The sequence below is a fragment of the Amycolatopsis albispora genome, assembly GCF_003312875.1.
Classification (GTDB): domain Bacteria; phylum Actinomycetota; class Actinomycetes; order Mycobacteriales; family Pseudonocardiaceae; genus Amycolatopsis; species Amycolatopsis albispora.
In genome coordinates this window covers 5,578,268-5,599,970 of sequence record NZ_CP015163.1, presented here as the reverse complement: position 1 = coordinate 5,599,970, position 21,703 = coordinate 5,578,268, and the positions used below count along the sequence as shown (strand labels likewise).

Below are 21,703 nucleotides of genomic sequence, written 5' to 3'. Positions count from 1 at the left end.
GCCCAACCCGGAATCGGCGACCCTGAGAGTGTGGTTAGCTCGGGTATGACGGTTCGGAAAACGGTGCTCTGGCTGGTCGCGCTCGCCCTGCTCGGCATGGGCACGGCAAGCGCGGCGAGCCCCGCGACCCACTCACGCAGCGAACTCGACCGGATCCTCGCCCGCGGCGAGATCAAGGTGTGCAGCACGGGCGACTACCGCCCCTTCACCTACCGCGACCCGGCCACCGGGCAGTGGACCGGCATCGACATCGACATGGCGGGTGACCTCGCCAACCGCCTCGGTGTGCGGCTCACCATCGTGCCCACCACCTGGAAGACGCTGGTCGACGACCTCGGGCGCAGCTGCGACCTGTCCATGGGCGGCATCTCGATCACCCTCGACCGCGCCAAGCGCGCCTTCTTCACCGAGGCCTACGTCAAGGACGGCAAGACCCCGATCACCCGCTGCGAGAACGCCGAGCGCTTCCAGACGCTGGAGCAGATCGACCAGCCGGGCGTGCGCGCCATCGTCAATCCCGGCGGCACGAACGAGCAGTTCGCCGACGCCAACCTCAAGCAGGCCACCATCGTCCGCCACCCGGACAACAACACCATCTTCACCGAGATCATCGAGGGCCGCGCGGACCTGATGATCACCGACGCGGTGGAGACCCGCTGGCAGGCCAAGCAGCACCCGGAACTGTGCTCGGTGCACCCCGACGAGCCGTTCACCTTCGCCGAGAAGGCCTACCTGCTGCCGCGCGGCGACGTGGTGCTCCAGGAGTGGGTGGACCAGTGGCTGAACCTGGCCCGCAACGACGGCACCTACGACCGGTTCGCCGAAGCCTGGATCGGCTGAACGCGCGCCAGCCGGTCGAGCCACCACGCGGTCCGGGCTTCGTCGGCCCGGACCGCGTCGGCCAGGTCCGGCTCCGGAGCCCGGCGCGGCACCGGCAGGTAACCGTCCACAGGGGACAGTGGAGTCGAGGTGACATCGTTGGCCAGCAGCGCGGCCGTGCCCAGTCCGCAGGCGAACTCCAGTGACGGCAGCGCCCCGGCCAGCGCCAGCCCGGCGGCCAGCCCGACGCTGGTCTCCACCGCCGACGACACCACGCACGGCAGGCCGCACGCCTCGGCCACGCGCAGCGCCCGCCGCACCCCGCCGAGCGGGGCGACCTTGATCACCGCCACGTCGGCGGCCCCGGCGACGGCCACCTTCAGCGGGTCCTCGGCCCGCCGGATCGATTCGTCCGCAGCGATCCGCACGTCGACTCGGCGCCGGACCGCGGCCAGTTCCTCGATGGACGCGCACGGCTGCTCGGCGTACTCCAGCCCACCTGCCGCGCGGTCCAGTTCGCGGATGGCGTGCACCGCCTCGTCGACCGTCCAGGCGGCGTTGGCGTCCACCCGGATCTTCCCGCCGGGGCCGAGCGCCGAGCGCACCGCGGCCACCCGGTCGCAGTCCTCGGCGAGCGTGGTGCCCTGGCCGGCCACCTTGACCTTCGCCGTGCCGCAGCCGGACGCGGCGACGAGGTCGTGCGCGCGTTCCGGGCCGAGCACCGGCACCGTGGCGTTGACCGGGATCCGCTCGCGCACCGGCTCCGGCCAGCCCAGCTCACCCGCTTCCACCGCCGAGGCCAGCCATGGCACGCTCTCCGCGTCGGAGTACTCGGCGAACGGGCAGAACTCGCCCCACCCTGCTTTTCCCCGCAGAAGCACACCTTCCCGGGTGGTGATGCCGCGGAAGCGGTGGCGCATCGGCGCCGCGTAGACCAGGACCGACGACGAGGAGGGCATGGACCACATGGTGGCAAACCCGGGGCCGGCGCTCGAGTTCGGCGTGCTCGGGCCGGTGGAGGTGACCGCGGGCGGCGTGCCGGTGCCGGTCGGCGGCAGCAAGCCGCTGATCGTGCTGGCCGGGCTGCTGCTGCGGGCCAACCGGGTGGTCGGCGTCGAGGAGCTGTCGTGGTGGCTGTGGGACAGCGACGAGTCGCGCTGGTCGAAGGGCGCGCTGCAGACCTACGTGCTGCGCGTGCGGCGCGCGCTCGGTGAGCACGCGCGTCTGCGCACCGAACGCGGTGGCTACCTGCTGGAGGTGGACCCGGAGGCGCTGGACCTCGGGCGGTTCCGCGCCGCGGCCGACCGGGGCAGGCAGGCCGCCGAACGCGGGGAGCTGCGTGACGCCGCGGCCGCGTTCACCGAGGCTCTGGCGCAGTGGCGCGGGCCCGCGCTGTCCAATGTGGAGTCCGACGCGCTGCTCCGCGACGAGGTCGGCCAGCTCGACGACGAGCGGCTCGGGGTGCGCGAGCAGTGGGCCGAGGTGATGCTCGGGCTCGGTGAGCACCACGCCGTCGTGCCGCGGCTGATGGCGCTGGCCAGGGAGAACCCGCTGCGGGAGCGCCTGCACGAGCAGCTCATGCTGGCCCTGCACCGGTCCGGGCGGCAGGCCGACGCGCTCGCCGTGTACCGCTCGATCAGCACCGCGCTGGCCGAGGAACTGGGGCTCGACCCCGGACCGTCGCTGCGGCGCGCGTACCAGGCCGTGCTCGCCGGTGAGCGCGGCACGCACACCCGTCACCGCGGCGAAACGCTCATCCCGCGTCAGCTGCCGGGCGATTTCGCCGGGTTCACCGGTCGCCAGGACGCGCTCGGCAGGCTGCGTGAGCTGGTCCGCACGGAATCCGCGCCGATCGCGTCGATCGAGGGCATGGGCGGCGTCGGCAAGACCACGCTGGCCGTCCACTTCGCCCACGAGGTCGCCGGGCAGTACCCCGGCGGGCAGTTCTACACGGATCTGCGGGGTTACGGCCCCGGCAGCCCGCTCGAACCGCTGGCGGCGCTGGAAATGATGCTGACCGCGCTGGGCGTGCCCGCCGACGACCTGCCGGCCGGGCTGGCCGAGCGCGCCGCGCTGTGGCGCACGCACACCGCCAGCCGCCGCGTGCTGGTGGTGCTGGACAACGCGGGCAGCACCGAGCAGGTGCGGCCGCTGCTGCCCGGTCCGGGCTGCCTGGTGCTGGTGACCAGCCGTTCGCGGCTGCGGTCGATGGCCGCGGTGCACGGCGCCCGGCGCATCCCGCTGGAGGAACTGCCGGTGGCGGACGCGGTCGAGCTGCTGGCCGGCATCGTCGGCAAGGCGGCCGTGCGGGCCGATCCGATCGCCGCCCGCGAGTTCGTCGCGCGCTGCGGGCGGTTGCCGCTGGCCATCCGGATCCTGGCGGTGCGGGCCTCGCAGTTCCCCGAGGTGACGGTCGCCGACTTCGTCGAGGAGTTCGACCGGGAACAGGACAAACTGGGCTCGTTCGACCTCAACGACGGCGAAGAAACCGATCTGCGCGCGGTGTTCGCCCGCTCGTACCACGCGCTGGACGGCGCTTCCGCGCGAATGCTGCGCCTGCTCGGCCTGCCGGAGGAGGAAGCGGACTTCACCGCCGCTTCGGCCGCCGCGCTCGCCGGGGTCGGGCTGCGTGACGCGCGGATGGCGCTGGACCGGCTGTCCTCGGCGCACCTGATCGCCGAGCCGCGGCCGGGGCGGTACCAGTTCCACGACCTGATCCGGGAGTTCGCCGCCGACCTGTGCCGCCGCACGGAAAGCGAGACGGCCCGGCGGGAGGCGCTGGACCGGCTGCTCAGCTGGGCGATCGACAGCACGCTCGAAGCCGCGCGGCGCCTGCGTCCCGGCCGCCGGTACGAGCTGATCCCGCGTCGCGGCCTCGTCCCGCACGAAACCTTCCCGGACCGCACGACCGCGCTGACCTGGCACGACGCCGAAGCGGCCAATCTCGGTGCGCTGGTCCGGCTGGCGAACCGGATCGGCGCGCACGACCGGGCCTGGCAGCTCGCCTGGGTGCTCCAGTCCTACTTCATGGTCCGGACCAGGCTGCACGAGTGGAAGGCGGTGTTCGACGTCGCGCTGTCGTCCGCGGAAGCCTGCGGTGACCGGCGCGGGCAGGCGGGCATTCTCAGCGGGCTCGGGGTGCTGCACGGAGTGGCGCGGGAGGAACCGGAGGCCATCCGCTACCTCGAACGCGTGCTCGCCATCCAGCGCGAGATCGGTGACCGCGAGGGCGAAGCCCGCGTTCAATACAACCTGTCGATGGCCTACCACAACACCGACGAGGCGCACCGCTCGCTGGAACACGGCCGGGAGGCCATCCGGCTGGCGCGCGAACTCGGGGTGTCCACTTTGGAGGCCGACAGCCTGCAGGCGATGGCCGACACCAACACCTACCTCGGCCGCCACGCCACCGCGCTCGGCCTGGTCGACGCGGCGCTGGACATCTGGCAGCGCATCGGGCTGGCCGACAGCCAGCCGTTCCTGGTGCACAGCCGCGGGCGCGCGCTGCTCGGGCTGGGCAGGCGGGAGGAGGGCATCGCGTGCGTGCTGCAGTCGATCGAGATGTTCACCGCGCGCGGCGAGCTGTACGAGGCGGGGGACGTGCTGGCCCAGCTCGGCACCATCCACCTGCACTTCGGCGATCGTGAGCAGGCGCGGGCGTACTGGCTGCGCGCGGTGCACGTGCTGACCGAGACCGGTCACCCGTTCGCCGAGGAGGTACGGGCGAAGCTCGCCGGACTGGTGGGCACGGACCTGCCCACGCGCTGACCCCCAGTAGTGCAGCGCGTGAGCAGTCGCCCGTATGAGTACTCAACCGCACCCCGCTCACTCCTCGCTGACTCCTCGCTGTCATCGGCGGATCATGCTCGTCACCTGCGCTAACATCACGCGTGCGCACTGTGCACAGGAGGTGGGATGAGGGCCGTCGTGCTGACCGGTCCCAGCCGGCTCGAGGCGGTCGAGCTGGATCCGCCGGAGTGCGGTCCGCACGAGGTGCTGCTCGCGATGAGCGCGCTGGGCCTCGGTGACCAGGACGTGGCCGCCTTCCGCGGGCGCCGCCCGGTCGGCCCGGTGCCGTGGCTGCTGGGCAGGCAGGGCGTCGGCGAGATCGCCGCGATCGGCGAGCGGGTCACCCGGCCGTACCGGCTGGGCCAGCAGGTGGTGGTGGAGCCGGACTTCTGTTGCCGCGGCTGCCGTGCCTGCGCCGCCTGGTTCTCCTCCGCGTGCCCCGAACGGGTGTCACTCGGTCTGGACCGGCCCGGCCTGCTCGCCGAGTTCGCCGCGGTCCCGGCGCACTTCACCTGGCCGGCGCCGCGCGCGGTCCCGCTGGAGGACCTGGTCTGCGCCGAACCGCTCGCCGAGGCCGTGGCGGCGGCGCGGCGCGCGGCCGCGCAACCGCGGCAGCGCGCGCTCCTGCTCGGCGCGGACACCCGCGGCCTGTTCCTGTGCCTGGTGCTGCGGGCCCGTGGGCTGGAGGTGACCGTGCGCGAGCCGATCACCGAGCGGCTGGACCTGGCCTGCTCGCTCGGGGCGCAGCCGTGGTCCGACGGTGACGACGAGTTCGACGTGCTCTTCGACAACTCGGGCAAGCGGGGCGCGCTGGCCGAGAGCCTCGACGGCCTGCTGCCCGGCGGCACGGTCGTGCTGCTCACCGGCGCGGCCGCGCCACCGGACGGCGAGGAGTTGTTCCGGCGGCAGCTGATCGTCCGCGGCTCGCACGGCTACGACCACCCCACCGACTTCCCGGCCACGGTGGACGCGCTGGTCAGCGGCGAGTTCGCGCCGGGAAAGCTGGCGCGCCGGCGGTACTCGCTGCAGGGCGCGAACCGGGCCTTCGAGGAGGCCGCGGTGAACGTGGCCAAGCCGTGGCTGAGCTACGACTGGTGATCCGGACGCTCCAAAGTGGACAGCCCGGCCAGGTAGGCGCGGCCGAGTTCCATGGTGCGCGGGGCCAGCCGGAACACGCGCCCGCGCCGGGTCACGTATCCGAGTTCGGTCAGCGTGAGCAGCAGGCGGCGCACGGTGGCCCGGTCGAGCTCGGTGGCCTTGGCCGCCTGGCTCAGGGTCAGCTCGGGTCTGTCCCCGTCGAACGCGCGCAGCACCGCCATGGCTCTGGCGACGGACCGGACAAAATGTCGGCCGTGGGACATGAGTACGCCCTTTTCTGACCAGGTGTGCGTATTGCGAACATCCTACGGGTCGTTGTCCACCCCCAGCAGTTCCGCGAGCTTCTCGGCGTCGCCGGGAGCCTTCACCTTCATGTCGTTGTCGAAGTAGACGTAGACGTCGAGCCCGCGCTCGTGCCAGGCCCGGACCTTCTCGGCCCACTCCTTGAGCGCCTGGTCGGAGTAGCCGCTGGCGTACAGCTCCTCGTCGCCGTGCAGCCGGACGTAGACGAAGTCGGCGGTGACGTCCTCCAGCTGCGGCCAGAGCCCGGCGCTGTCCGCGACGACCAGCCCGATCTTGTGCTTCCTCAGCAGGTCGACGGCCTCCTTGGTGGCGAAGCTCGGATGCCGCACCTCCAGCGCGTGCCGCAGCGATCTGCTTTTCCCCGCAGAAGCATGCGCCTCGCCCTTGAGCTTGTCGTCATGGTGTTTGGCCAGGTCAGCGGCTTTGCCGGTGGTGCGGGGCAGGTGCTCGAAGAAGGTGGTGAGCCGGTCGGCGTCGAAGGCGAGCCGCGGCGGGAGCTGCCACAGGAACGGGCCCAGCTTGTGCTCCAGCGCGAGCACCCCGCTGGCGAAGAAGTTCGCCAGCGGGGTGTGCACGTCACGCAGCTGCTTCATGTGCGTGATGAACCGGCCGCCCTTGACCGCGAACAGGAACCGCTCCGGCGTCTCGGCGAACCAGGTGCGGTACCGCTCCGGCCGCTGCAGCGAGTAGAACGAGCCGTTCAGCTCGGCCGAGTTGAACCGGCGCGAGAGGTACTCCAGCTCCCGCCGCTGGGGCAGGCCCTTCGGATAGAACTTCCCGCGCCACGGGCCGTACCGCCAGCCCGAGGTGCCGATCCTGATGTCCGCCACGAACCAGGCTTACCGCCCGCGCACGGCGGCAAACCTCACCGGCCTTCGCGCAGGTCGTCGGCGTCGCGGATGGTGTAGGCGTAGCCCTGCTCGGCGAGGAAGCGCTGCCGGTGCGCGGCGTACTCGGTGTCGAGGGTGTCCCGCGCGACCACCGAATAGAAGTGCGCCTGGCGCCCGTCGGCCTTCGGCCGCAGAAGCCGCCCGAGCCGCTGCGCCTCCTCCTGCCGCGAGCCGAAGGTGCCGGAGATCTGGATCGCCACCGACGCCTCCGGCAGGTCGATGGAGAAGTTGGCCACCTTCGACACCACCAGCGTGTCCAGCTCGCCGCGGCGGAACCTGTCGAACAGCTCCTCGCGCTCCTTGTTCCTGGTGGAGCCCTGGATCACCGGCGCGTCCAGCTCGGCGCCGAGCATCTCCAGCTGGTCGAGGTAGGCGCCGATGATCAGCGTCGGCTCACCGCGGTGCTTGTCCACAATGGACTTGATCACCGGGGTCTTGGTGGCCGCGGTGGCGGCGATCTTGTACCGCTCCTCCGGCTCCGCGGTGGCGTAGAGCAGCCGCTCGTTGTCGGTCAGGGTGACCCGCACCTCGACGCATTCGGCGGGCGCGATCCAGCCCTGCGCCTCGATGTCGCGCCACGGCACGTCGTACCGCTTGGGGCCGATCAGCGAGAACACGTCGCCCTCGCGGCCGTCCTCGCGGACCAGGGTGGCGGTCAGCCCGAGCCGCCGCCGCGACTGCAGGTCCGCGGTCATCCGGAAGACCGGCGCGGGCAGCAGGTGCACCTCGTCGTAGACCACCAGGCCCCAGTCACGGGTGTCGAACAGCTCCAGGTGCTTGTACTCGCCCTTCGACTTGCGGGTGATCACCTGGTACGTGGCGATGGTGACCGGGCGGACCTCCTTCTTCTCACCCGAGTACTCGCCGATCTCGTCCTCGGTCAGCGAGGTCCGCGCCACCAGCTCGCGCTTCCACTGCCGCCCGGCCACGGTGTTGGTGACCAGGATCAGCGTGGTCGCCTTGGCGTGCGCCATCGCCGCCGCGCCGACCAGCGTCTTGCCCGCGCCGCACGGCAGCACCACCACACCGGAGCCGCCCTTGAAGAAGGCCTGCGCGGCCTGGCGCTGGTACTCGCGCAGTTGCCAGCCGTTCTCGTCGAGCGCGATCGGGTGCGCCTCGCCGTCGACGTACCCGGCGAGGTCCTCGGCGGGCCAGCCGACCTTGAGCAGCATCTGCTTGAGCCGCCCGCGTTCGGACGGGTGCACGACCACGGTGTCCGGGTCGAGCCGGGTGCCCAGCATCGGGCTGATCTTCTTGCTGCGGGACACCTCCTCCAGCACCGCGCGGTCGGTGGTGGTCATCACCAGCCCGTGTGCCGGGTGGTTGGTGATCTGCAGCCTGCCGAAGCGGGCCATCGTGTCCACCACGTCGATCAGCAGCGGCTGCGGCACCGGGAACCGGGAGTAGGTGGTCAGCGCGTCGACCACCTGCTCGGCGTCGTGCCCGGCGGCGCGCGCGTTCCACAGCGCCAGCGGGGTGACCCGGTAGGTGTGCACGTGTTCGGGCGCGCGTTCGAGCTCGGCGAACGGCGCGATCGCGATCCGGGCGTCCTCGGCACGCGGATGGTCGACTTCGAGGAGCACGGTCTTGTCGGACTGCACGATCAACGGGCCATCGGTCACGCCCTCCTTTATACGTTCCCCCCGCTTCCGCTGAGCCGAAGAGGCGGTGAACCGGGTCTACCATGGTGAGGTGGTTGAACAGCTGGGCCTCCGGGAGCGCAAGAAGCAGCTGACGCGCAGGCTCATTTCCGACACCGCGATCGACCTGTTCCTCGCTTCGGGGTTCGACTCGGTCTCGGTGGCCGAGGTGGCCGACGCGGCAGAGGTCTCCAAGCGCACCCTGTTCGCCTACTTCCCGACCAAAGAGGACCTGGTGGTGCACCGCTACGCCCACCACGAAGGGGAGAACGCGGAGGTGGTGCGCCGCCGCACGGCCCGCCAGACACCGCTGATCGCGCTGCGCGCCCACTTCCTCGACGGCCTGCTCCGGCGTGATCCGGTGACCGGGCTGAACGACGACCCGAACCAGATCGCGCTGTACGCGATGGTGACCGCGACGCCGAGCCTGTCCGCGCGGCTGCTGCAGTTCTACGAGGGCAGCGAGCGCGCGCTGGTCCAGGAGCTGGTCACCGGCGACGGCGCGGACGAACTGATCGCGCGGCTGGCCGCCGCGCAGATCGTGGCCACCCAGCGCACCCTGCTGATGGACAACATCCGGCGGCTGACCAACGGCACCCGCGCCGTGGACGCCTACCCGGACGCGGTGGCCGACGCGCGCAAGGCGTTCAAGCTCCTGCGCAGCGGCCTGGCCGAGTTCGGCCTCGGTTAGGGGGCTGGCAGCAGCGCCTGCACGTCGAGGCGCTGCTTCAGCACGCCCGCGCCGTGCATCAGGTCCGCGACCCGCTGCAGCCGCACCCCGCTCAGCGAACTCGGGTAGCTGCCCAGCGACACCAGCGCCGCGGTGTTGGCGCTGATCCCGGCGAACGACGGCAGGGCCTGCCGCACGATGGCCGGATCCGCCGCCTTCTGCTGCGCCTGGCCCAGCAGTGCGCGGAACAACGCCATGGTGCGGGGATTGGCCTGCGCGAACACCGCGTTCGCCGCGTAGGCCGAAACCGGGAACTCCAGGGTGGCGCCGCGGGCGGTGTCGGCGAGCACCTTCGCGCCGAACTCCTGCTGCGCCATGGTGATCTGCGGTTCGACGAGCCACGCCGCGTCGGCTTCGCCGTCCCGCAGGGTGGACATCATCTCGTCGGCGCCACGCTGGGTGAACCTGATGCGGTTGACGTCCACCCCGGCGGTGGCCAGCACCGAGCGGCTGGTCAGCGTGCCGAGCCCGTCCAGCGCGTCCACCGCGATCGTCGGCGAGCGCTTGGCGGTGGGCGTGGAATAGGCCGAATCGGGCAGCGTCACCAGTGCCATGGTGTCCGTGCCCGCGGTGTACGCCTCGCCCTGGAGTTGCAGCGCCACACCGTTTCCGGCGGCCTTGAACAGGTCGACGTCACTGCCGAACGCGACGTCCAGATCGCCGGCGGCGAGCTTGGCGAGGCCGTCGCCGGCGTTGGCCTGCTCGATCAGCTCGACCTTGAGCCCGCCCGCGGTGAACGAGCCGTCGGCCACGGCCATGCGCAAGGGGGCACTCTCGATCGGGTTACCCACACCGACACGGAGAGTGTTCCTTTCCGGCGCGGCCGGGGTGGCCTGCTGGTTCTGGTCGAAGGCGGAGCAACCACTGAGCGCGACCACGAGCGCCACGATCAGCAGCGCCGGGAAAGCTCGCCCCGCTCCGGTGCCCATCTTCGCCTCTCGTGGCCGGGAAATGTCGCATCTGTTTGGAGCTTAAAGGCTTCTGCCCATACCATCGCCGCAAGGGCGGTGCTGGCGGACAGCTACCATCGGACTACTCGAGACTCACGTTACCCTCCAGTAGGTTGCCGGCGGGCAGACCGCGATCGAACGAGCTGGGTGGAAAAGGAAGCCAGGTGAACCGTCGCGGAACCGAGCCCCGAACGGGTTATGCGACGGATTCCCCATCTGCGCAGAGTTTGCCTGGCGACGCCGGCGGCCGGTGGCGGCTGCGCAACTGGCGGCTGCGCACCAAGCTCTTCGCGGTGCTGCTGATCCCCACCGTCGCGGTGATCGCGCTGGTCGGCCTGCGCGTCCGGCTCGACCTCGGCGAGGCGGGCAGGCTCGCCGAAGCGGCCACCCGGGTGCGGGTGGACACCACGCTCGCCGAGCTGACCCACCGGCTGCAGCGCGAACGTGATCTCACCGTCCGTTTTGTCGCCACTGGACGGAAAACCGGCATCGAGGAGTTGCGCGGCCAGCGCGACAAGGTCAACGAATCACTCGGTGCGTTCGAACGCACGCTGGCCGACGCGGAATCGGGGTTGGCGCCGGACGTGGCCGCCGATTTCCGCCAACTCCGCGATCAGCTGGGCGGGCTGACCGGGCTGCGCTATGCCGGGGAGTTCTCCGATTTCCCGCCGGAATCGGTGCTGCGCTCCTACAGCGACCTGATCACCGGCACGCTCACCGTCGGTGATCAGTCCGCGGCCGAGATCACCGATCCGGAACTGGCCAGGCTGCGACTGGCGGTGAACGCGCTGGCCAAGGTGAAGGACACCATGTCGGTCAAGCGCGCGGTGCTCGCCGACGCGCTCGCGCAGGGCTCGCTCAACGTGGACCGCACGCGCGCGCTGCTCGGCGCGGAAGCCGAATACGAGGCCGCGCGCGAGGACTTCCGCCAGTTCGCCACCCCGGACCAGCGCCGCATGTACGACGACACGGTGCTCGGGCTGGTGGTCGACAACGGCAACAACATGGTCGAGTCGGTGCTGCGGCGGTCCGAAGCGGACCAGCCGCTGACCGGGCTCGATCCCATCCAGTGGGACATCGCGTCGACCTACACGATCAACCTGGTGCGCCAGGTCGAGGACGCGCTGCAGCAGAACAGCCAGTCCCGCACCGAAGCGCTCGCCGCCGACGCCAGGGCTTCGGCGATCCGCGACTCGGCGATCGTGCTCGGCGTGGTGCTCATCGGCGGGGTGCTCGCGGTGATCGTGACGCGCTCGCTGCTGCGTTCGCTGCGGATCCTGCGCCGCAGCGCGCTGGAGGTCGCCGAGCACCAGCTGCCCGCGGCCGTCGAAGGCATTCTCACCGATCCGGAGCCGCCGTACCCCGGTTCGTCTTCGGAGCCGCGGATCGCGCCGGTTCCGGTGTTCAGCAAGGAAGAGCTGGGTCAGGTGGCGCGGGCCTTCGACGCGGTGCACGGTGAGGCCGTGCGGCTGGCGGGGGAGCAGGCGCGGCTGCGCGAGAACGTCAACTCGATGTTCGTGAACCTTTCGCGGCGCAGCCAGGAACTGGTCGAGCGGCAGCTGTCGGTACTGGACCGGATGGAGGCCGACGAGCAGGACCCGGAGATCCTCGGCGGGCTGTTCGAACTGGACCACCTCGCCACCCGCATGCGCCGCAACAGCGAGAACCTGCTGGTGCTCTCCGGCACCGACCCGGCGCGCGAGGTGGCGGGTCCGGTCAGCGCGGACGAGATCGTCGGCGCGGCGCTGTCGGAGGTCGAGCACTACCAGCGCATCGAACTGCCCGCGGCGCCGGAGCTGACCGTGCGCGCGGAGGCGGTCAGCGACCTGGTGCACGTGATTTCCGAGCTGCTGGAGAACGCCACCGCGTATTCGCCGCCCGCCACCATGGTTTCGGTGGTCAGCACCCTGCTCGACGACGGTGGCTGGCAGATCGACATCGTCGACCGCGGCAGCGGCATGGCCGAGGCGGAGGTCCGGCGGACGAACGCGCGGCTGGCCGAACCGCCCAAGGTGGACGTCGAGGTGTCCCGGCGGATGGGCCTGTACGTGGTGGCGCGACTGTCCACCCGGCACAACATCAGCGTGCGGCTGGCCAACCGGCGCAGTGGCGGCATGACCGCGACGGTGGTGGTACCACCGGAACTGGTCACCGTTTCGGCGCCGGTTTCGCTGCTGCCGCCGGAACCAGCGCCGGCGCCGCTGCCCGCGTTGCCCGCCACGGAGATCGTGGTGACCCCGCCGGAGCCCTCGCTTGACGTGCCCTACGAGCCGGAATACGACCGGTCGTACGTTCCCGAGCCGCTGCCCGAACCCGAGCCACGCCACGAGCCGGAGCCACACCAAGACCTCGAGCCGCGCTACGAGCCCGAGCCGCACCAGGAACCCGAGCCGCGCTACGAACCCGAGCCGCGCTACGAACCCGAGCCGCGCTACGAGCCGGAGCCGCGCTACGACACCGCCCCGCACTCTGAGGCCGAGCCGCGCTCTGAGGCCGAGCCGGGCTACGAAACCGAGGGGCGCTACGAGACCGAGCCGCGGAATGAATACGACCGGTCGTATGGTTTCGAGGCCGGGTACGAATCCGACCAGCGCCACGCCTACCAGCCCGAGCCCGAGTGGCCAGCCGAGTCCGTCGACGAAACCGACGAGCCTTACGCAACCCACGGGCGCCACGATCCCTACGAGACCCGCGAGCCTTACGGCCCCCGCGAAACCCACGAGCCGTACGGGTCCCACGAGCCTTACGAAACTCACGGGTCCCACGAGCCTTACGAACCCCGCGAAACCCACGCGCCGTACACAACCCACGAGACCCACAAGTCCTACGCGAGCCACGCGTCCTACGAACCGGACTGGCCCGAGGCCGATCCCGAGCCACCCGGTCCTCGCCTCCCGCCGGAGCCTCGGCGGCCGGTGGAGCCGCCTGCCCGGGCGCCGGTCCACGAGTTCGAACCGCCCAGCTGGCCGACCGAGGACGACGTCCACCTCGAAGACGAAGCCGGTCTCGACGGGCCGACCGAGCGCATGCCCGCCTACGAAGCCGTGCTGACGCGCTGGTTCCGCGACGACGAGGCCACCACGCACCCGGCCCGCCACGCGCGCGCCAGCGCGGAGCAGGCCATCCTGACGCTGAGCCCCGATGCCGTGCGCGGCAGGATGTCCAGTCTGCAGAACGGGGTCGAGCGCGGGCGCTACGTGCGTGACCGGCAACGCGAGAAAGGGTACGAGTGAACCGGTTGCTGGAAGTGATCGTGCTCGACGGGCGGGACGCCGAGCAGGCGCAGCTCGGCGGCGCCGATCGGGTGGAGCTGGTCGCCGAGATGGCGCTGGACGGGCTCACCCCGGCCGACGCCGTGATCCGCGAAGTGCTCGCCGCGACCGATCTGCCGGTGCGCGTGATGCTGCGCAAGTCCGGCTCCTTCCTGGCGGCGGACCTCCCCGGCCTCCGCGCCCGCGCCAACGAACTGCTGGCGCTCGGCGCCCGCGAGTTCGTGCTCGGCTTCCTCACCGCCGACGGCCGGGTCGACGAGCCCGCCACCCGCGCGCTGGTGCGCGAGCTCGACGGCGCGAACTGGACGTTCCACCGCGCGGTCGACCACGCCCGCGACGTGCGCGTGGCCTACGCGGCGGCGGCTCGGCTCGGCTGCGACACGATCCTCACCGCCGGGCACGCCGACGGCGTCACCGAGGGCGCGCCCGCGCTGGAACAGCTCGCGCTCCACGAGGAACCACCGGTGCTCATGGCGGGCGGCGGCCTGCGCGCGCACCAGGTGGCGCGGCTGCGCGAGGCCGGGGTGCACGCGTTCCACATCGGCTCCGGGGCGCGGCCGCTGGGCTGGCAGGAGCCGGTCGACGCGGCGGCCGTGCGCCGTTGGGCCGAGCTAGTCCACGGCTGATTTTCGCCGCAGCACCAGCAATCCGGCCGCGGTGAGCGCGGTCAGTGTGCCGCCGAACAGCAGCACGCCGGCGGTCCCGAAGGAATCCACCCACAGCCCGCCGGACAGCGCGCCGACCGAAATGGACACCTGGAACGCGGTGACGAACAGCGAACCGGCGACCTCCCGCCGGTCCGGGACCGCGCTGCCGAGCCAGATCTGCAGGCTGACCGGCACCGCGCCGTACGCCGCGCCCCACACCAGGAGCAACACCACCAGCAACGGCAGCGAACCACCGGCGATCCCGCACAGCAGCAGCGAAATCCCGAGCCCGCCCGCCGCCACGACCAGCGTGCGGCGCGGGTTCCGGTAGGCGGCGGTGCCGCCGAGGAAGTTGCCCGCGAATCCCGCGCCGCCGTAGGCCAGCAGCAGCGCGGTGGCCAGCGCGGGCGGCACTCCGCCGACTTCGCGCAGGATCGGGGTGATGAAGGTGTACGCGCTGAAGTGCCCGATCACCAGCAGGAACACCGCGACGAAGCTGACCCGGATCTCGGGGTGCCGGAACAGCGAAAGCAGATCGCCGAGCTTCGTCGCGCGACCGGCTGGCAGTCGCGGCAGGAGGACCAGCTGCGCCGCGAGCACCGCGAGCGCGACCACGCCGACCACGGCGAAGGCGGTGCGCCAGTCGGTCAGGTCGCCGAGCAGCTTGCCCGCTGGCACGCCCGCGACGGTCGCCGTGGACACCCCGGCGAAGATGGTCGCGGTCGCGCGGCCGACCACCCGCTCCGGCACCAGCCGCACGGCGATCCCGCCCGCGATGGCCCAGAACCCGCCGACGCTCAGCCCGACCAGGATGCGCGCGGCCAGCAGCACGGTGAAGTCGGTGGCGATGGCGCTGACCAGGTTCGCGCCGACCAGCAGCGCGCTGAGCCCGGTGAGCACCAGCCGCCGGTCCAGCCCGCTCGCGGCCACGGTCAGCGCGGGCGCGGCCACGGCGGCGACCAGGCCCGGCACGGTCAGCGTCAGCCCGACCGTGCCCTCGGACACGCCCAGCTCCGCGGCGATCTGCGGCACCAGGCCCACCGGGAGCAGCTGCGAGGTGACGATCGAGAAGGTGCCGACCGCCACCGACAACACGGCGAGCCAGTACTTCAGGGGCGTTCCCAGCTGCACGTCCACCGGCGCAGACTAGGCAGCGCCGCTAAAGCCGCAGCTCAGCGCGGCCGGGATGTCACGAATGTGGCTTTCGGGACGCGAAACGTCTCGAAAGCCACATTCGTGACACCGGCCGGGGCCCCGCGGCTCAAGCCGAACTCAGCCCGGCGCGGCGCCCCCTGAACGCAATGAATGTGGCTTTCATTGCGCCAGACGCTATGAAAGCCACATTCATTGCACGCCGCCGGCGGTCCGGCGGCCCGTGGCTCAGATGATGCCCGGGTCGGCGGGTGCGGCCACGTGGCCGATTCGCCGTTCCCGGCGTTCCAGCCACCGACCCAGCCGCGAAAGCGCGAAGTTGATCACGAAGTAGATCAGCGCGATCACCAGGTACGTCTGGATCAGGTACCGGTTGTACGACGCCAGCTGCTTCCCGATGGTGATCACCTCGGCGAAGCTCAGCACGTACCCGAGCGAGGTGTCCTTCACCGTGCCGACCGACTGGCTGATCAGCGACGGCAGCACGTGCCGCAGCGCCTGCGGCAGGATCACCTGCCACATCGCCTGCCACGGCCGCATCCCGAGCGCGGCCGCCGCCTCGCCCTGGCCGGCGTCCAGCGACAGGATGCCCGCGCGGAACACCCCGGCCAGCTGGGCCGACCGGTTCAGCGTCAGCGGCACCACCAGTTTCCACAGCGTCGGCAGGTCCAGCCCGTACCGCGGCAGCGCGAACAACATCATGAACACCATCAGCAGCGCCGGCACCACCCGGAACACCTCGATGTAGGTGCGCGCCGGCCACCGGATCCAGCGCCGTTCCGACAACCTGCCGAGCGCCAGCAGCAAGCCGAGCGGCATCGCCAGCACCAGCACCAGCCCGGCCGCCAGCAGGGTGCCGCCGAGGCCGTTGAGCAGGTACTTCCACATCGGCCACGTGCCGTACGGCTGCCACTTCCGCGGGTCGAGCTGGCCGTTCACCGCGAACTGGTTCAGCGCCAGCGCCAGCACGGCCGCGCCGAGCACGATCGCCACCACGGTGGCGATCCGGATGCGGCGCCTGCCCCGCGGCCCCGGCTCGTCGAACAGCACGTTCATCGGTGGATCACCAGCTTCTTCTCCAGCCGCGAGGTGACCAGCGAGATCAGCAGCGCGAGCAGGCCGTACACGATGCCCGCGCCGATGTAGACCGGCAGCGGGTCGGAGGTGATCACGTTGACCGCGTTGGCCGCCGCGGTCAGCTCCGGGATCCCGGTGCCCGCGGTGATCGCGGTGTTCATCAGCAGCCCGATGGTGATGTTGCACAGCGGCTGCAGCACCGACCGCAGCGCCTGCGGCAGCACCACGCTGGTCTGCGTGCGCAGGAAGCCGAGCCCGAGCGCCCTGGCGGCTTCGGCCTGTCCCTTCGCCACGGAGTTGATCCCGGACCGCAGCGCTTCGGCGTAGTAGGCCGCCGAATACAAGGAGAGCGCGAGCACCGCGCAGGCGAACAGGTCGAAGTTGATGGCGATTTCGGGCAGCGCGAAGATGATCAGGATCAGCCAGAGCAGCAGCGGGATGTTCTGGAAGACCTCCACATACGCGATGGCGAACGCACGCAGCGGCTTGACCGGGGACACCCGGCACGAGACCACCACCAGCGCGATGAGCATGGCGCCGGCGAAGGAGAGCACGGTCAGCTCGATCGTGGTGAGCACACCGCGGCCGAACTCGGGGAGGTAGTCGAGGAGGACGTTCATCTAGTCAGGCCTGGCGGCGGCGAGCCGGGTTCGGAAAAACTCAGCAGAACCCGGCCCGCCGCGCGGGTCAGGAGCCGGCGACCGAGCCGATGGCGGGCGGCTGCGGGACCTCACCGGGGATCACCGTGCCCAGCGATTCCTGGTAGGCCTGCTGCCACAGCCCCGCGTCCTGGATCTTCTTCAGCCAGCCGTTGACGAACTTCTTGAACGACTCGTCGCCGTGCTTGATGCCGATGCCGTACGGGTCGCTGCCGAAGGTGCCGCTGGCCAGCTGGATCTTGTCGTTCAGCTTGGTCTCGCCGGCGATCACCGGCAGGTCCTTCACCCAGGCGTCACCGCGGCCCTGCTCCAGCGCCTGCACGCACTCGGGATCGGTGTTGAACGCGATCTGCTGCGCCTGCGGGGCCAGTTCCTTGACCACGCCGGCGCCGGTGCTGCCGGTGGCCACCAGCACCTTCTTGCCGTTGAGGTCCTCCGGCCTGCTGATGTCCGGCTTGCCCTTGAGCGTGGCCACAGCCTGCCCGGAGATGAAGTACGGGCCGGCGAAGGACACCTTCTCCGCGCGCTTGGGGGTGATCGAGTAGTTCTGGATGACCGCGTCCACCGTGCTGTTCTGGATCAGCGCCTCGCGGATCTGCGGGGTGGTGGTGATGATCTTGCGCTTGGGCTCGCCGAGGATGTACTTGGCGAGCAGCTTGCCGAGCGTGGCGTCGAAGCCCTCCGCCTCACCGGTGGTGGGGTTCTGCTGGGACATCAGCGGGGTTTCCAGCGAGGCACCGATGAACAGCTCGCCCCGCTGCTTGATCGCCATCGCGGTCGGGCTGGCCGCCAGCTCCGCCTCGGTGGCCACCGGGGCGCGGTCGAGCATGCTCTGGGCGGCGTTGTTCGCCCCCGGAACCGCTTCGGTGCCGCCGGAGCAGGCACCAGCCGTCGCTCCGAAGGTGACGACCGCGCACATCAGCGCGATCCTCCTGCGCGTCGAAGACGCCTTGGCCATGGTTCGTTCGTTCCTTTCCCGGCGAGCACCGACGAGCAGCCGTGCGCCGGATCGAGCGGTGCCACCGCAGAGTGCTACTTCTGGTAGCACGCGACGTCCCGAAGCTCACCCAGTGGTGCGAAGCGAACACACGGCGCTTGGGCCGAAGAATGGTTCAGCCCAACCGGGCGCGTCAAGCAGGGCCGACGCCGGCCGGGAGTGCTCGCCGGACCGAAAAACACTGTTTTCACAGGTCCAGGGCCGCCTCTCAGATAGTGGGAACCGATGATCGGTGCGAAATATTCACCTCAAGATCACCAGAAGAGCGAGAAGATCACCATAGTGCCGGGTGGACGAATTTCGGTCGGCTGACAGTTGCCCCGTTCGCCGGAGTGACGCAGGTCGCCCTGCTTCCGTTTCTCGCTTGTTATCGATACCCTCTAGCCCCAATCGGGTGACCGGCGTCATGTGCCCGGGCTTGGGGGCGGCCTCTTTTCTCGGCGACCCAGCCGGGCGGATCGGGCTGCCCGGGCTCCCGGCGCGTGGGAACCTGGTTGCCACCGGACAGCGGTAACGGAAAACGGGAAGGAAGTCCTCGGTGCCCCAGCTCACGAGCGGGGAGCACGGTCGCAAGGCGGTGTCCTCGGCGCACCCTCGTGTCGCAGAAGGTAATGACGCGGCAACACAGGACGGCCCGAACGGAGTAACCTCGTCGCGGTCCGGCGCCCTCGCCCCGCCTCCCGGGGGCCAGCGCACCCGCGGGCTGCGCAACTGGCGGGTGAGCAACAAGCTCATCGTGGTTTTCCTCCTGCCGACCATCGCCGCGCTCTTCCTCGGCGGGCTGCGCGTCTACGAGGGCTTCGAGGACATCGGCGTCTACGACCGCGCCGAGCAGCGCATCGCGCTCAGCCAGAAGGTCGCCGCCACGGTCGACGAACTGCAGTCCGAGCGCGAGACCATGTCCGCCTGGATCGTCTCCGGCCGCCCGCAGGGCCGCGGTGAGCTGGACGACCAGATCGCCCGCTCCGACCGCGCCGCCACCACGCTCCGGGACGCGCCCGAGGTCGAGGAGATCGACGACCCGCAGACCACCGCGCTGTTCGGCCAGGCGACCGCCCGCCTCGACGGCCTCGGCCAGCTGCGGGTCTCCGCGAACGACGCCTCCTTCGCCGCGCTGGCCGCGCTCGAGTCCTACGCCGGGGTCATCGACGCGCTGCTGGCCGTCTCCGACGAGTTCGGCGCCGACGTCACCGACAAGGGCCTGCAGGACCGGCACGACGCGCTCGCCGCGCTGTCGCACGCCAAGGAGTACTCGGCCCAGCAGAACGCCTTCCTGCGCAACGCGGCGATCCGCGGCAGCTTCGAGCCGGCCGAGCTGTCCAGCATCAACACCGCCGAGGCGAACCTGGTCTCCCAGATCGACGCCTTCACCAACGTGGCCACCCCGCAGGCCCGCCAGGACTACTCGAACACGATCACCGGTGAGCTGGTCTCCCGGCGCTTCCAGTACCAGCAGCTGGCGCTGCTGCGCGCGGAGGCGAAGATCAACGTGGCGATCGACCCCGGTGCGGTCGCCCAGTCCTCGGCGGCCACGCTGAACCTGATCAGCCAGGTGGAGAACCGGCTGCTCGACGAGGCCGGTTCGTACACCGGCGGGCTGGCGGGCAGCGAGCAGCGCACGCTGATCTTCGTCTCGGCCGGCATTCTCGCCGGGCTGCTGGTCGCGCTGACGCTGATGTTCGTGGTGGCCCGCTCGATGCTGGTGCCGCTGCGCAGCCTGCGCACGAACGCGCTCGAGGTCGCCGAACGGCACCTGCCGGAAGCGGTCGAGAAGATCATGTCGGAGTCGGACCCGAAGGCGGCCGCCGAGCGCGCCATCGATCCGGTGCCGGTGCACACCACCGAGGAGATCGGCCAGGTGGCCCGCGCCTTCGACGTGGTCAACGCCCAGGCCGTGCGGCTCGCCGCCGAGCAGGCCATGCTGCGCGAGAACGTCAACGGCATCTTCGTCAACCTGTCCCGGCGGTCGCAGCGGCTGGTGGAGCGCCAGCTCGGCGTGATCGACCGGCTCGAGGCCGACGAGCAGGACCCGGACCACCTCGCCAGCCTGTTCGAGCTGGACCACCTCGCCACCCGGCTGCGCCGCAACGGCGAAAGCCTGCTGGTGCTCTCCGGTGCCGGGCTGGCCAAGTCGGTGCCGCGGCCGGTGCCCGCCGCCGACGTGATCGGCGCCGCGGTCTCGGAGATCGAGCAGTACTCGCGCGTCGAGGTCGGTGTCATCCCGGACGTCGCGGTCCAGGGCCTGACCATTCACGACCTGGTGCACGTGCTGGCCGAGCTGCTGGACAACGCCACCTACTTCTCCGAGCCGGAGACCAAGGTGACCGTGCGCGCGGTGATGACCCGCCGCCGCGCGCTGGCCATCCAGGTCACCGACAAGGGCGTCGGCATGTCCGAGGACCAGATCAACGAGGCCAACCGCCGCCTGGCCGACCCGCCCGACCTGGACGTGTCGGTGACCCGCCGGATGGGCCTGTACGTGGTCGCGCGGCTGGCCCAGCGCCACGGCATCGAGGTCCAGCTGCGGGAGAACGAGGACATCGACGGCGGCATCATCGCCAGGGTGGTGGTCCCGCCGCAGCTGCTGACCAGCGTGCCGGCCAGCGACCGCCCGCGGTCGGAGTCGTCGTTCCCGCAGATGGCGCCGGTGCCGCCGCATCAGCCGCCGAGCGAGCTGGGCGCGGACTCGCTGACCTCGCCGATGACGCTGACCCCGCTGAACCAGGAGACCGCGCCGCCGGAGGAACCGGCGGAGACGAGCCGCCCGCAGCCCGCGGTACCGGCCACCGGGTCCGGTCCGGCCACCGGCGGGCTGGTCGCGCTCGACCAGCCGATCAGTCTCGACGACCTGGTGCACGGCTCGTCCAGCGCGGCGGGCCCGTTCCTCAGCGACGCCCCGGAGCCGCCGAAGGAGCCGGTGGACGAGCAGGGCTTCCCGGTCGCCGAGTTCGACGAGAACGCCTTCCCGACCGTCACCACCCCCGCGGCGGGCACCAACGGCCGCGGGCACGCCGACACCAACGGGCACAGCAGCGAACCGTTCCCGCTGGCCCTGCCCACCCGTGAACCGACCTTCGTCCCGCCGGTCGGCAGGCCCGAGGCCGAGACCTCGGACGAGGACCAGCGCAGCGCGCTCGAAGACGACGTGCCGACTCGCCGGTTGCCGATCTACCAGTCCGTGCTCTCCCGGTGGTTCAGTGAAGCGGAGGACACCGGATCGGATGAAACCGGCTGGCCCGCGGACGCTGAAGGGGCCGCGGCCGCGCCGGAGGGGCGAGAGGGAGCGGGCGTGACCGACGGAGGATGGCAGAGCGCCTCGGACGAAGGCTGGCAGGCGGCGCAGTCGCTGCTCGAGGACAAGAGCGAAGAGATCACCGAGGCCGGCCTGCCCAAGCGGGTGCCCAACGCCTACCTGGTCCCCGGCTCGGTGACCGGGGAACCGGCCGAGCCGAGCGCCTTCGCCGACGATTCCTCCCCGCAACCGCAAGCGGCCCCGTCAATGACTAGGTCGGCTTCGGTGGCGAGAAGCCGTATGGTCAGTTTCCAGCGGGGTTATCAGAGCGGCAGGCATGCCGTCCAGGAGAATCCGGAGGCCGGTACCTCGGTGCCGGGCACGTTCGCGGGCGCCGCGGAGGACGGCGTGGCCGAACGACCTACTGAACCAAGCGCGAAGGAGTGAG

16 protein-coding genes are annotated in these 21,703 nt (G+C 71.1%); 7 read left to right on the top strand and 9 right to left on the bottom strand.

All coding sequences use genetic code 11. From position 1 onward, the window contains the following. The first annotated feature begins 45 nt into the window (after positions 1–45). Positions 46–840: a transporter substrate-binding domain-containing protein gene (locus A4R43_RS26350; RefSeq protein WP_113694760.1), complete on the top strand. Its 795-nt coding sequence runs from the start codon at positions 46–48 to the stop codon at positions 838–840. Here the strand turns inward: A4R43_RS26350 and A4R43_RS26345 are convergent. Then, positions 807–1,778 carry an o-succinylbenzoate synthase gene (locus A4R43_RS26345; protein WP_113697892.1) on the bottom strand — a complete coding sequence of 324 codons (972 nt, stop codon included), beginning with the start codon at positions 1,776–1,778 and terminating at the stop codon, positions 807–809. The genes A4R43_RS26350 and A4R43_RS26345 overlap by 34 nt on opposite strands. On the opposite strand from A4R43_RS26345, the gene A4R43_RS26340 reads away from it, so the two are divergent. Both A4R43_RS26340 and A4R43_RS26335 read left to right on the top strand, forming a co-directional pair. After that, a complete protein-coding gene (locus A4R43_RS26340; protein WP_236808293.1) occupies positions 1,777–4,587 on the top strand; it encodes an AfsR/SARP family transcriptional regulator in 2,811 nt (936 codons plus the stop codon). The genes A4R43_RS26345 and A4R43_RS26340 overlap by 2 nt on opposite strands. Positions 4,588–4,734: 147 nt before the next feature. After that, on the top strand, positions 4,735–5,706 hold the full coding sequence (locus tag A4R43_RS26335; protein ID WP_113694758.1) for a zinc-dependent alcohol dehydrogenase: 972 nt from the start codon (positions 4,735–4,737) through the stop codon (positions 5,704–5,706). On the opposite strand, the gene A4R43_RS26330 is transcribed toward A4R43_RS26335, so the two are convergent. From A4R43_RS26330 to A4R43_RS26320, 3 genes are read right to left on the bottom strand one after another with little or no spacing between them, the layout of a single operon-like run. Continuing rightward, on the bottom strand, positions 5,694–5,969 hold the full coding sequence (locus tag A4R43_RS26330; protein ID WP_113694757.1) for a helix-turn-helix domain-containing protein: 276 nt from the start codon (positions 5,967–5,969) through the stop codon (positions 5,694–5,696). The two genes, A4R43_RS26335 and A4R43_RS26330, sit on opposite strands and share 13 nt — an antisense overlap. Before the next feature lie 42 nt (positions 5,970–6,011). Continuing rightward, complete coding sequence (locus A4R43_RS26325) at positions 6,012–6,839, bottom strand: DUF72 domain-containing protein (RefSeq protein WP_236808292.1); 828 nt, start codon at positions 6,837–6,839, stop codon at positions 6,012–6,014. A gap of 35 nt (positions 6,840–6,874) precedes the next feature. Further along, on the bottom strand, positions 6,875–8,521 hold the full coding sequence (locus A4R43_RS26320; RefSeq protein WP_113694756.1) for a DNA repair helicase XPB: 1,647 nt from the start codon (positions 8,519–8,521) through the stop codon (positions 6,875–6,877). A gap of 70 nt (positions 8,522–8,591) precedes the next feature. Between A4R43_RS26320 and A4R43_RS26315 the strand changes: the two genes are divergently transcribed. Then, positions 8,592–9,230, top strand: a complete 639-nt coding sequence (locus A4R43_RS26315) for a TetR/AcrR family transcriptional regulator (protein WP_113697890.1) — start codon at positions 8,592–8,594, stop codon at positions 9,228–9,230. On the opposite strand, the gene A4R43_RS26310 is transcribed toward A4R43_RS26315, so the two are convergent. Continuing rightward, on the bottom strand, positions 9,227–10,198 hold the full coding sequence (locus A4R43_RS26310) for an ABC transporter substrate-binding protein (protein WP_113694755.1): 972 nt from the start codon (positions 10,196–10,198) through the stop codon (positions 9,227–9,229). The genes A4R43_RS26315 and A4R43_RS26310 overlap by 4 nt on opposite strands. Positions 10,199–10,383: 185 nt before the next feature. Here A4R43_RS26310 and A4R43_RS26305 point away from each other — a divergent pair, with 185 nt between their 5' ends. Both A4R43_RS26305 and A4R43_RS26300 read left to right on the top strand, forming a co-directional pair. Then, complete coding sequence (locus tag A4R43_RS26305; RefSeq protein WP_113694754.1) at positions 10,384–13,452, top strand: sensor histidine kinase; 3,069 nt, start codon at positions 10,384–10,386, stop codon at positions 13,450–13,452. After that, a complete protein-coding gene (locus A4R43_RS26300; protein WP_113694753.1) occupies positions 13,449–14,117 on the top strand; it encodes a copper homeostasis protein CutC in 669 nt (222 codons plus the stop codon). The genes A4R43_RS26305 and A4R43_RS26300 overlap by 4 nt, the downstream gene beginning before the upstream one ends. On the opposite strand, the gene A4R43_RS26295 is transcribed toward A4R43_RS26300, so the two are convergent. From A4R43_RS26295 to A4R43_RS26280, 4 genes are all read right to left on the bottom strand, one after another. Further along, positions 14,103–15,275 (bottom strand): MFS transporter, encoded by a 1,173-nt coding sequence (locus A4R43_RS26295; protein WP_113694752.1) that lies wholly within the window; start codon positions 15,273–15,275, stop codon positions 14,103–14,105. The two genes, A4R43_RS26300 and A4R43_RS26295, sit on opposite strands and share 15 nt — an antisense overlap. A gap of 243 nt (positions 15,276–15,518) precedes the next feature. Continuing rightward, positions 15,519–16,346, bottom strand: coding sequence for an amino acid ABC transporter permease (locus A4R43_RS26290; RefSeq protein ID WP_113694751.1), 828 nt, complete (start codon positions 16,344–16,346; stop codon positions 15,519–15,521). After that, on the bottom strand, positions 16,343–16,987 hold the full coding sequence (locus A4R43_RS26285) for an amino acid ABC transporter permease (protein ID WP_113694750.1): 645 nt from the start codon (positions 16,985–16,987) through the stop codon (positions 16,343–16,345). The genes A4R43_RS26290 and A4R43_RS26285 overlap by 4 nt, the downstream gene beginning before the upstream one ends. A 67-nt stretch (positions 16,988–17,054) precedes the next feature. Continuing rightward, complete coding sequence (locus A4R43_RS26280; protein WP_113694749.1) at positions 17,055–17,984, bottom strand: glutamate ABC transporter substrate-binding protein; 930 nt, start codon at positions 17,982–17,984, stop codon at positions 17,055–17,057. A gap of 757 nt (positions 17,985–18,741) precedes the next feature. Here A4R43_RS26280 and A4R43_RS26275 point away from each other — a divergent pair. Then, positions 18,742–21,702 (top strand): sensor histidine kinase, encoded by a 2,961-nt coding sequence (locus A4R43_RS26275; protein WP_236808289.1) that lies wholly within the window; start codon positions 18,742–18,744, stop codon positions 21,700–21,702. Position 21,703 lies beyond the last annotated feature (1 nt).

Coding starts and splice junctions, on each gene's coding strand:
- A4R43_RS26310 (WP_113694755.1), bottom strand. CDS start 10,198: ATGGGCACCGGAGCGGGGCGAGCTTTCCCGGCGCTGCTGATCGTGGCG.
- A4R43_RS26290 (WP_113694751.1), bottom strand. CDS start 16,346: ATGAACGTGCTGTTCGACGAGCCGGGGCCGCGGGGCAGGCGCCGCATC.
- A4R43_RS26340 (WP_236808293.1), top strand. CDS start 1,777: ATGGACCACATGGTGGCAAACCCGGGGCCGGCGCTCGAGTTCGGCGTG.
- A4R43_RS26280 (WP_113694749.1), bottom strand. CDS start 17,984: ATGGCCAAGGCGTCTTCGACGCGCAGGAGGATCGCGCTGATGTGCGCG.
- A4R43_RS26335 (WP_113694758.1), top strand. CDS start 4,735: ATGAGGGCCGTCGTGCTGACCGGTCCCAGCCGGCTCGAGGCGGTCGAG.
- A4R43_RS26350 (WP_113694760.1), top strand. CDS start 46: ATGACGGTTCGGAAAACGGTGCTCTGGCTGGTCGCGCTCGCCCTGCTC.
- A4R43_RS26345 (WP_113697892.1), bottom strand. CDS start 1,778: ATGCCCTCCTCGTCGTCGGTCCTGGTCTACGCGGCGCCGATGCGCCAC.
- A4R43_RS26330 (WP_113694757.1), bottom strand. CDS start 5,969: ATGTCCCACGGCCGACATTTTGTCCGGTCCGTCGCCAGAGCCATGGCG.
- A4R43_RS26285 (WP_113694750.1), bottom strand. CDS start 16,987: ATGAACGTCCTCCTCGACTACCTCCCCGAGTTCGGCCGCGGTGTGCTC.